This is a genomic window from Gordonia sp. C13, assembly GCF_023218005.1.
Lineage (GTDB): Bacteria > Actinomycetota > Actinomycetes > Mycobacteriales > Mycobacteriaceae > Gordonia > Gordonia namibiensis.
In genome coordinates, this window is record NZ_JALPSY010000004.1 from 223,240 (window position 1) to 233,608 (window position 10,369).

Consider the following 10,369-nt stretch of genomic DNA (forward strand, 5'->3'; position numbering starts at 1 on the left):
CCCGTGCGAAATCGTTTCTTGACGGGCTTGACAAAGTGCGTCTATTTTCTGCTACAGTTGGACGTTGCGCTGGCTGCCTCCTGTCCATCAATCGATCCTTCTACGGCCACTCTTAGTTGTGTGTGCTGCGGTGATCGCCGATCTCAGGGTGTCACCAGCGAACGGCCCATCAAGCCACCGCACATCTAGGTTGTGAATAACGTCGTGTTGGAAGGACGCATCTTGGCAGTCAACCGCCAGTCCACCTCAACAATCCCCGGCGCGCCGCATCGCGCGTCGTTTGCAAAGATCAGCGAGCCGCTGGAGGTCCCCGGCCTCCTCGACCTCCAACTCGATTCCTTCGAATGGCTCGTCGGGTCCCCGGAGTGGCGCGCCAAGGCGATCGCCCGCGGAGAAGAGAACCCGACGGGCGGGCTGGAGGACATCCTCCACGAGCTGTCCCCGATCGAGGACTTCTCCGGGTCGATGTCCCTGTCGTTCTCCGAGCCGCACTTCGACGAGGTCAAGGCCTCCGTCGAGGAGTGCAAGGACAAGGACATGACCTACGCGGCTCCGCTGTTCGTCACCGCTGAGTTCATCAACAACAACACCGGTGAGATCAAGTCGCAGACCGTCTTCATGGGCGACTTCCCGATCATGACCGACAAGGGCAGCTTCATCATCAACGGCACCGAGCGTGTCGTGGTGAGCCAGCTGGTCCGCAGCCCCGGCGTGTACTTCGACGCGTCGATCGACAAGGCCACCGAGAAGACCCTGCACACCGTCAAGGTGATCCCGGGTCGCGGTGCGTGGCTGGAGTTCGACGTCGACAAGCGCGACACCGTGGGTGTGCGTATCGACCGCAAGCGCCGTCAGCCGGTCACCGTGCTGCTCAAGGCCCTCGGTTTCACCACCGAGGAGATCACCGAGCGCTTCGGCTTCTCCGAGATCATGATGTCGACCCTGGAGAAGGACAACACCGCCAACCAGGACGAGGCGCTGCTCGAGGTCTACCGCAAGCTGCGTCCGGGTGAGCCGCCGACCAAGGAGTCCGCGGAGAACCTCCTGGAGAACCTGTTCTTCAAGGACAAGCGCTACGACCTCGCCCGCGTGGGCCGCTACAAGGTCAACAAGAAGCTGGGCCTGACGGACAACCCGATGTTCGGCGAGTCGACCCTGACCCGCGAGGACATCATCGCGACCGTCGAGTACCTGGTGCGTCTGCACGAGGCCGACCCGCACACGACCACCTACATGACCGTGCCCGGTGGTGTGGAGGTTCCCGTCGAGGTCGACGACATCGATCACTTCGGCAACCGTCGTCTGCGTACCGTCGGCGAGCTGATCCAGAACCAGATCCGCGTGGGCCTCTCGCGTATGGAGCGTGTCGTGCGTGAGCGCATGACCACCCAGGACGTCGAGGCGATCACCCCGCAGACCCTGATCAACATCCGTCCCGTCGTGGCGGCGATCAAGGAGTTCTTCGGAACCAGCCAGCTGTCGCAGTTCATGGACCAGAACAACCCGCTGTCGGGTCTGACCCACAAGCGTCGTCTGTCGGCGCTGGGCCCGGGCGGTCTGAGCCGTGAGCGTGCCGGCCTCGAGGTGCGCGACGTCCACCCGTCGCACTACGGCCGTATGTGCCCGATCGAGACCCCTGAGGGTCCGAACATCGGTCTGATCGGTTCGCTCTCGGTGTACGCGCGGGTCAACCCGTTCGGCTTCATCGAGACCCCGTACCGCAAGGTCGTCGACGGTGTCGTCACCGACGAGATCCAGTACATGACCGCCGACGAGGAGGATCGCTTCCTCATCGGTCAGGCCAACACCAACTTCGACGGCAGCGGCCGTATCACCGACGAGCGTGTGCTGGTGCGCAAGAAGGGCTCCGAGGTGGAGTTCGTGGGCGCCACCGATGTCGAGTACCTCGACGTCTCGCCGCGCCAGATGGTGTCGGTCGCGACCGCGATGATCCCGTTCCTCGAGCACGACGACGCGAACCGCGCCCTGATGGGTGCGAACATGCAGCGTCAGGCCGTGCCGTTGGTGCGCAACGAGTCGCCGCTGGTCGGTACCGGCATGGAGCTCCGTGCCGCCGTCGACGCCGGTGACGTCATCGTGTCGTCCAAGACCGGTGTGGTGGAAGAGGTCTCGGCCGACTACATCACCGTCATGTCCGACGAGGGCACCCGTGACACCTACCGGATGCGCAAGTTCGCGCGTTCGAACCACGGCACCTGCGCCAACCAGCGTCCGATCGTGGACGAGGGCCAGCGCGTGGAGGCCGGTCAGGTCCTCGCCGACGGCCCCTGCACCGAGAACGGTGAGATGGCGCTCGGCAAGAACCTGCTCGTGGCGATCATGCCGTGGGAGGGCCACAACTACGAGGACGCGATCATCCTGTCGCAGCGCCTCGTGGAAGAGGACGTCCTCACCTCGATCCACATCGAGGAGCACGAGATCGACGCCCGCGACACCAAGCTCGGTGCCGAGGAGATCACCCGGGACATCCCGAACGTCTCCGACGAGGTCCTCGCCGACCTCGACGAGCGCGGCATCGTGCGCATCGGTGCCGAGGTCCGCGACGGCGACATCCTGGTCGGCAAGGTCACCCCGAAGGGCGAGACCGAGCTGACCCCGGAAGAGCGTCTGCTGCGTGCCATCTTCGGTGAGAAGGCCCGTGAGGTCCGCGACACCTCGCTGAAGGTGCCCCACGGCGAGACCGGCAAGGTCATCGGCGTGCGCGTGTTCAGCCGCGACGACGACGACGATCTCGCGCCCGGCGTCAACGAGCTGGTCCGCGTCTACGTGGCCCAGAAGCGCAAGATCCAGGACGGCGACAAGCTCGCCGGTCGCCACGGCAACAAGGGCGTCATCGGCAAGATCCTCCCGCAGGAGGACATGCCGTTCCTGCCCGACGGCACCCCGGTCGACATCATCCTGAACACCCACGGTGTCCCGCGTCGTATGAACATCGGTCAGATCCTGGAGACCCACCTCGGGTGGATCGCCAAGGCCGGCTGGAACATCGACGTCGCCAACGGTGTTCCGGAGTGGGCCGAGAACCTGCCCGAGGACATGTACTCGGCGGAGCCCGACACCAACACCGCCACCCCGGTGTTCGACGGTGCGCGCGAGGAGGAGCTGACCGGACTGCTGTCCTCGACGCTGCCCAACCGCGACGGCGAGGTCATGGTCAACGGCGACGGCAAGGCGACGCTGTTCGACGGTCGTTCCGGCGAGCCGTTCCCGTACCCCGTGGCGGTCGGCTACATGTACATCATCAAGCTGCACCACCTGGTCGACGACAAGATCCACGCTCGCTCGACCGGTCCGTACTCGATGATCACCCAGCAGCCGCTCGGTGGTAAGGCGCAGTTCGGTGGTCAGCGCTTCGGTGAGATGGAGTGCTGGGCGATGCAGGCGTACGGCGCCGCATACACCCTGCAGGAGCTGCTCACCATCAAGTCGGACGACGTGGTGGGCCGCGTGAAGGTCTACGAGGCGATCGTCAAGGGCGAGAACATCCCGGAACCGGGCATCCCCGAGTCGTTCAAGGTGCTTCTGAAGGAACTTCAGTCGCTCTGCCTGAACGTCGAGGTGCTCAGCTCCGACGGTGCCGCCATCGAGATGCACGACACCGACGACGAGGATCTGGAGCGCGCTGCTGCCAACCTCGGAATCAACCTGTCGCGCAACGAGTCGGCGACCGTCGACGACCTCGCCAACTGATCCTCACCACTGACAACAGAGCTCTGGAAAGGTAACAAGTGCTCGACGTCAACTTTTTCGACGAACTGAAGATCGGCCTGGCCACGGCCGACGACATCCACAACTGGTCATACGGTGAGGTCAAGAAGCCGGAGACGATCAACTACCGCACGCTCAAGCCCGAGAAGGACGGCCTGTTCTGCGAGAAGATCTTCGGACCCACCCGCGACTGGGAGTGCTACTGCGGTAAGTACAAGCGCGTCCGCTTCAAGGGCATCATCTGTGAGCGCTGCGGCGTCGAGGTGACCAAGGCCAAGGTGCGCCGTGAGCGCATGGGCCACATTGAGCTGGCCGCACCGGTCACGCACATCTGGTACTTCAAGGGTGTGCCGAGCCGGCTGGGCTACCTGCTCGACCTGGCGCCGAAGGATCTCGAGAAGATCATCTACTTCGCCGCCTACGTGATCACCGCTGTCGACGACGAACTGCGTCACAACGAGCTCTCGACCCTCGAGGCCGAGATGGAGGTCGAGAAGAAGGCCGTCGCCGATCAGCGCGACGCCGACCTGAACGAGCGTCAGCAGAAGCTCGAGCAGGATCTCGCCGAGCTCGAGGCCGAGGGTGCCAAGGCCGACGTGCGCCGCAAGGTGCGCGACGGTGCCGAGCGCGAGATGCGTCGTATGCGCGACTCCGCTCAGCGTGAGCTCGACGGTCTCGAGGAGATCTGGGACAAATTCGTCAAGCTCGCCCCGGGCGACCTCATCATCGACGAGAAGCTGTACCGCCAGCTCGAAGAGCGCTACGGCGAGTACTTCCAGGGTTCGATGGGTGCCGAGGCGATCAAGAAGCTCCTCGAGAACTTCGACATCGACGCCGAGGCCGAGTCGCTGCGCGAGACCATCCGCAGCGGCAAGGGCCAGAAGAAGCTCCGTGCTCTCAAGCGCCTGAAGGTCGTCGCCGCGTTCCAGCAGTCGGGCAACTCGCCGCTGGGCATGGTCCTCGACGCCGTGCCGGTGATCCCGCCGGAGCTGCGTCCGATGGTTCAGCTCGACGGTGGCCGCTTCGCGACCTCCGACCTGAACGACCTGTACCGCCGCGTCATCAACCGCAACAACCGCCTCAAGCGTCTGATCGACCTCGGTGCTCCCGAGATCATCGTGAACAACGAGAAGCGGATGCTGCAGGAGTCGGTCGACGCCCTGTTCGACAACGGCCGTCGTGGTCGTCCGGTCACCGGACCGGGCAACCGCCCGCTGAAGTCCCTGAGCGATCTGCTCAAGGGCAAGCAGGGTCGTTTCCGTCAGAACCTGCTCGGTAAGCGCGTCGACTACTCGGGCCGTTCGGTCATCGTCGTCGGCCCGCAGCTGAAGCTGCACCAGTGTGGTCTGCCGAAGCTGATGGCTCTCGAGCTGTTCAAGCCGTTCGTGATGAAGCGTCTGGTCGACCTGAACCAGGCCCAGAACATCAAGTCGGCCAAGCGCATGGTCGAGCGTCAGCGCCCCGCGGTGTGGGACGTCCTCGAAGAGGTCATCTCCGAGCACCCGGTTCTGCTGAACCGTGCGCCCACGCTGCACCGCCTCGGCATCCAGGCCTTCGAGCCGCAGCTGGTGGAGGGCAAGGCCATCCAGCTGCACCCGCTGGTGTGTGAGGCCTTCAACGCCGACTTCGACGGTGACCAGATGGCCGTGCACCTCCCGCTGTCCGCGGAGGCGCAGGCCGAGGCACGCATCCTGATGCTGTCGTCGAACAACATCCTGTCGCCGGCATCGGGCCGCCCGCTCGCCATGCCGCGTCTGGACATGGTGACCGGTCTGTACTTCCTGACCACCCTCAAGGAGGGTGCCGCAGGCGAGTACACCCCGGCGTCCGGCGAGGACATCGAGCGCGGTGTCTACTCGAGCCCGGCCGAGGCCATCATGGCCGTCGACCGCGGTCAGCTCACTGTGCAGTCGCGCATCAAGGTGCGTCTGACCGGTCAGCGTCCGCCGGCCGAGATCGAGGCCGAGCTGTTCCCAGAGGGATGGCGTTTCGGTCAGCCGTGGACCACCATCACCACGCTGGGCCGCGTGCTATTCAACGAGCTGCTGCCGATCGAGTACCCGTTCGTCGACGAGCAGATGCCGAAGAAGCGTCAGGCCGCGATCATCAACGATCTCGCCGAGCGCTACCCGATGATCGTGGTCGCGCAGACCGTCGACAAGCTCAAGGACGTCGGCTTCTACTGGGCCACCCGTTCGGGCGTCACCGTGTCGATGGCCGACGTGCTCGTGCCGCCGCAGAAGGCAGAGATCCTCGACCGCTACGAGGAGCGTGCCGACGGTCTGGAGCGCAAGTTCCAGCGCGGTGCTCTCACGCCGGACGAGCGTCGCGACGCACTGGTGGAGATCTGGAAGCAGGCCACCGAAGAAGTCGGTAAGGCCATGGAGGAGTTCTACCCCGAGGACAACCCCATCATCATGATCCCGAAGTCGGGTGCCACCGGTAACCTGACGCAGGTTCGTAACCTGTCGGGCATGAAGGGTCTGGTGACCAACCCGAAGGGTGAGTTCATCCCGCGTCCGATCAAGTCCTCGTTCCGCGAGGGTCTGACCGTCGCCGAGTACTTCATCAACACGCACGGTGCCCGTAAGGGTCTGGCGGACACGGCTCTCCGTACCGCCGACTCGGGTTACCTGACCCGTCGTCTGGTCGACGTGTCGCAGGACGTCATCGTTCGCGAGACCGACTGCGGCACCGAGCGCGGCATCAACGTGCCGCTGGGTGAGAAGCAGCCCGACGGCTCGATCATCCGCGACGCGCATGTCGAGACCTCGGCGTACGCACGCACCCTGGCCGCCGACGCGGTCGACGCCGACGGCAACGTCATCGTCGAGCGCGGCCACGACCTCGGCGACCCGGCCATCGAGGCTCTCCTCGCTGCCGGTATCGCACAGGTCAAGGTTCGTTCGGTCCTCACCTGTGCCACCGGCACCGGTGTGTGTGCGCACTGCTACGGCCGTTCGATGGCCACCGGCAAGCTCGTCGATATCGGCGAGGCCGTGGGTATCATCGCGGCCCAGTCGATCGGTGAGCCCGGTACCCAGCTGACGATGCGTACGTTCCACCAGGGTGGCGTCGGTGACGACATCACCGGTGGTCTGCCGCGTGTCCAGGAGCTCTTCGAGGCCCGCGTCCCCAAGGGCGTCGCGCCGATCGCAGAGGTCTCCGGCCGGATTCGCCTCGAGGACGACGACCGCTTCTACAAGATCACGATCATCCCGGACGACGGTTCCGAAGAGGTCGTCATCGACAAGATCCCGAAGCGTCAGCGTCTGCGCGTGTTCAAGCACGACGACGGAACCGAGCGGCTCCTCGCCGACGGTGACCACGTCGAGGTCGGCCAGCAGCTCATGGAGGGCTCGGCCAACCCGCACGAGGTCCTGCGCGTCATGGGTCCCCGTCAGGTGCAGATCCACCTGGTCAACGAGGTCCAGGAGGTCTACCGCAGCCAGGGTGTGTCGATCCACGACAAGCACATCGAGACGATCGTCCGTCAGATGCTGCGTCGCGTGACGATCATCGATCACGGTGCGACCGAGTTCCTGCCCGGTTCGCTCGTCGAGCGTGCCGAGTTCGAGGCGGCCAACCGTCAGGTGGTCACCGAGGGCGGCGAGCCCGCAGCCGGACGTCCGGTGCTCATGGGTATCACCAAGGCCTCGCTCGCGACCGAGTCGTGGCTGTCGGCGGCGTCGTTCCAGGAGACCACGCGTGTCCTGACCGACGCGGCGATCAACAGCCGCAGCGACAAGCTGATCGGTCTGAAGGAGAACGTGATCATCGGTAAGCTGATCCCGGCCGGTACCGGTATCAACCGTTACCGCAACATCCAGGTTCAGCCGACCGAAGAGGCACGTGCCGCGGCCTACGCGGTGCCGTCGTACGACGACACCTACTACAGCCCGGACGGCACCTTCGGTGCCCCGGCCGGCGCTGCGGTGCCGCTGGACGACTACGGTTTCTCCAACGAATACCGGTAAGCCGTAAGACAGCTGAAAAGCCCTCGCACTCGTTGAGTGTGAGGGCTTTTCGCTGTCCGGGCCTTCTCAGCGCACGGGGAGCGTGGTGACGGTGGCCGTCGAGAGGAGGAGGTCGTAGTAGCGTCCGCCGGGGTAGTAGGTGCGGGTCATGGTGTCGGCCACCATGTCCGACGACCATCCGGTGGCCAGGGTGTGGATGACCCGACCGTTGCGTGGACGGGGCACGGCGAGCTCGGACAGTTCCCCGATCAGGTCGGTGGACTCGCCTTCGGCATCGATGTGCACACCGGTGACCAGACGTGAACCGAGAAAATCCTGCCTCGTCGTCCGCTGCAGGATGGACACGCCGGATTCGAACGTGTTGGACACCGACGGTTGCGATGCGACCACCCGGATCGGAAGTCGGTCAGCGCCGAGAGGTACTGCGGCGGAGGCGAAGTGGGCGCCGAAGAACGAGTTGACGGGATCGAACAGCATGAGCCCGGCCAGGCGCCGGTAGGCGACCGGGTCGGAGCGACGGAGTGCGTCGGCCGCCACCACGACGAATTCGCCGCCGGCCGAATGCCCGGCGAAGACCATCCGGTACGGCATCGTCACGTCGGGACGGTGTGCCGCCTCCCGCGCCCGGACAAGACTCATCGCGAGTGGACTGCCTTCGTCCCGGCCGGAGCCGAACACCCCGCCGATGGTCCGGGCGAAGGCCGAGTTGTCGGCGATGTTGTACGCGACCGCACAGCCGGTGAGATTGACCGAGTCCAGTGTCGGACTCACGACGAGGAAACCCGAGTTCGCGTAGGCGCGCGCCAGCGCGTCGAGATTGGCTGCGCTACGGGAGAAGCCGTGCTGGAGCCAGACCAGAGCGGTGGGCCGGCCGGCGGGGAAGTACCAGCGGGCGTCGACCCGGACGGGTTTGCCCGCGCATTCGGTGGCAACCGGGGACGACGACACCTCCACGGACTGCTGTGTGACCGGGGTGGCCCGTACGGCTGCCGGGGTCACTCCGAAGAGCACGGCGACGGCGGCGAGGGCCGCGACCCATCGCACGCGGAACCGCTTCGGCCTCCTCATTACTCGTCGGTGCCCTGGTCGTCCGGTCCCTCATCCATGAGTTGGTTGGGGTCCTCGATGGTGGTGTCGTATTCGTCCTCGAGTCGTTTCGCGATTTCGCGCAGCAGCCCTCGGGCGGCGTCGTCCATGACGCGGACGTGGGTGAGGTCGATGATGACCTTGTCGGTCGAGAAACCCTCGCACGCACGGCTTGCGATGATCTCCGCACCCGCGAAGCGCACGTCGCCCTGGAGTTCGACAACGGTCGCACCATCGTCTTCGTGGACCGAGCGCAATGCCGGCATGCCTGACGGCGCGACGTGCATCATGTGCAGTTCCATGTCGCGGGAGAGCCTTTCGAACACGGCGACGCCGCGCACGCTGTTGCCCTGCTCGTCGAGTCGTGGCGACCACACCGCGACTCCGACCTGACCGGGGAGAACTCCCAGGATCGCCCCGCTCACACCGCTTTTCGCGGGTATCCCGACCTTGGCCATCCAGCTGCCGCTGCCGTCGTACATGCCGCAGGTGGCCATCACCGACAGCAGGTGCCGGGTAATCCAGCCTTCGAGGAGACTATCGTCGTCATTGGTGGTGGACAGCCCGCCGTTGGCGAGGACCGACCCCATGACCGCGAGGTCGCGGCAGCTGACCTTGATCGCGCATTGTGCGGCGTATCCGTCGACGACCTCGTCGGGTTCGTATTCGAGCTTGCCCGCAGATCGCAGCAGGTAGGCGAGGGCGGTGTTGTGATCGTCGGAGGCGAGTTCGGCGGAGTGGACGTCGTTGTCGATGGACAGCTCGCGCCCGGCGAGGGTGCTCACCAGGTCGGCGATGCGGTCGACCCGTTCGGTGGCGCTGTCGCCGTCGACCATCCCGTGGACTGCGATGGCGCCGGCGTTGATGAGTGCGTTGCGGGGGCGGCCGGTCTCGGCTTCGAGGGAGATCTCGTTGAAGGCATCGCCGGACGGTTCGGTGTCGACGCGGTCGAGGACGCCGTCGAGTCCCCGGTCCCGCAGCGCGAGGGCGTAGGCGGGCAGCTTGGCGATGGACTGCATGGAGAACTCGTGGTCGGCGTCGCCGGCGGTGTAGACGGTCCCGTCGACGGTGGCCAGGGCGATGCCGAAGGACGACGGATCCGCCCGTTCGAGTTCACGATTGCCGGACATGACGTCCCCGGCGTCGTCGTCACGACAGTCCTGGAGAACCTGTTGGAGATAGTCGTCGATGGGGGATCGCATATCCCACCGTATCCACGACCGCCCGCGGCGCGGCAGTCAGTTGTCGCGATACGGCATGTACTGCACCGACCACTGGTTGCCGTCGGGGTCGGCGAAGTACACGAAATGCCCCCACGGCTGCACGTCGACCTCGCCGGGATCGACACCGGCGGCGAGCAATTGGTCGCGCGCGGCGTTGATGTCGGTGACGACCACCTGCATTCCCTTCACCGAACCGGGCTCGGCGTCGGTGAGGCCCTTGCCGAATGCGATCGAGCAGGCGGAACCGGGCGGCGTCATCTGGACGAAGCGAACGTCCTCGGAGACCGTGTGGTCGTGGTCGGCGTTGAACCCGATCTTGGCGTAGAAGTCGCGGGCGCGGTCGACGTCGCTGAC

The 10,369-nt window shown here is 65.4% G+C and carries 5 protein-coding genes; 2 read left to right on the plus strand and 3 right to left on the minus strand.

What is annotated here, in order from left to right:
• Positions 1-204 precede the first annotated feature (204 nt).
• Together rpoB and M1L58_RS06010 are read left to right on the plus strand one after the other, a co-directional pair.
• Positions 205-3,711: a DNA-directed RNA polymerase subunit beta gene (gene rpoB / locus M1L58_RS06005; protein WP_157159129.1), complete on the plus strand. Its 3,507-nt coding sequence runs from the start codon at positions 205-207 to the stop codon at positions 3,709-3,711.
• A gap of 38 nt (positions 3,712-3,749) precedes the next feature.
• Entirely contained in the window at positions 3,750-7,706 is a 3,957-nt protein-coding gene (locus tag M1L58_RS06010) for a DNA-directed RNA polymerase subunit beta' (protein ID WP_248658192.1), read from the plus strand.
• A gap of 66 nt (positions 7,707-7,772) precedes the next feature.
• Here the strand turns inward: M1L58_RS06010 and M1L58_RS06015 are convergent, their stop codons facing one another.
• The 3 genes from M1L58_RS06015 to M1L58_RS06025 all read right to left on the minus strand — a co-directional run.
• Positions 7,773-8,774 (minus strand): alpha/beta hydrolase, encoded by a 1,002-nt coding sequence (locus M1L58_RS06015; protein ID WP_248658193.1) that lies wholly within the window; start codon positions 8,772-8,774, stop codon positions 7,773-7,775.
• Positions 8,774-9,994, minus strand: a complete 1,221-nt coding sequence (gene glsA, locus M1L58_RS06020) for a glutaminase A (protein ID WP_248658194.1) — start codon at positions 9,992-9,994, stop codon at positions 8,774-8,776. Before glsA ends, M1L58_RS06015 begins: the two co-directional genes overlap by 1 nt.
• A gap of 36 nt (positions 9,995-10,030) precedes the next feature.
• The coding region (locus M1L58_RS06025) for a VOC family protein (RefSeq protein ID WP_248658195.1) at positions 10,031-10,369 on the minus strand (339 nt) is incomplete at its 5' end.

What these genes read in the sequence shown, in the direction of transcription:
- M1L58_RS06015 (WP_248658193.1), bottom strand. Translation starts at nt 8,774, where the DNA reads ATGAGGAGGCCGAAGCGGTTCCGCGTGCGATGGGTCGCGGCCCTCGCC.
- glsA (WP_248658194.1), bottom strand. Translation starts at nt 9,994, where the DNA reads ATGCGATCCCCCATCGACGACTATCTCCAACAGGTTCTCCAGGACTGT.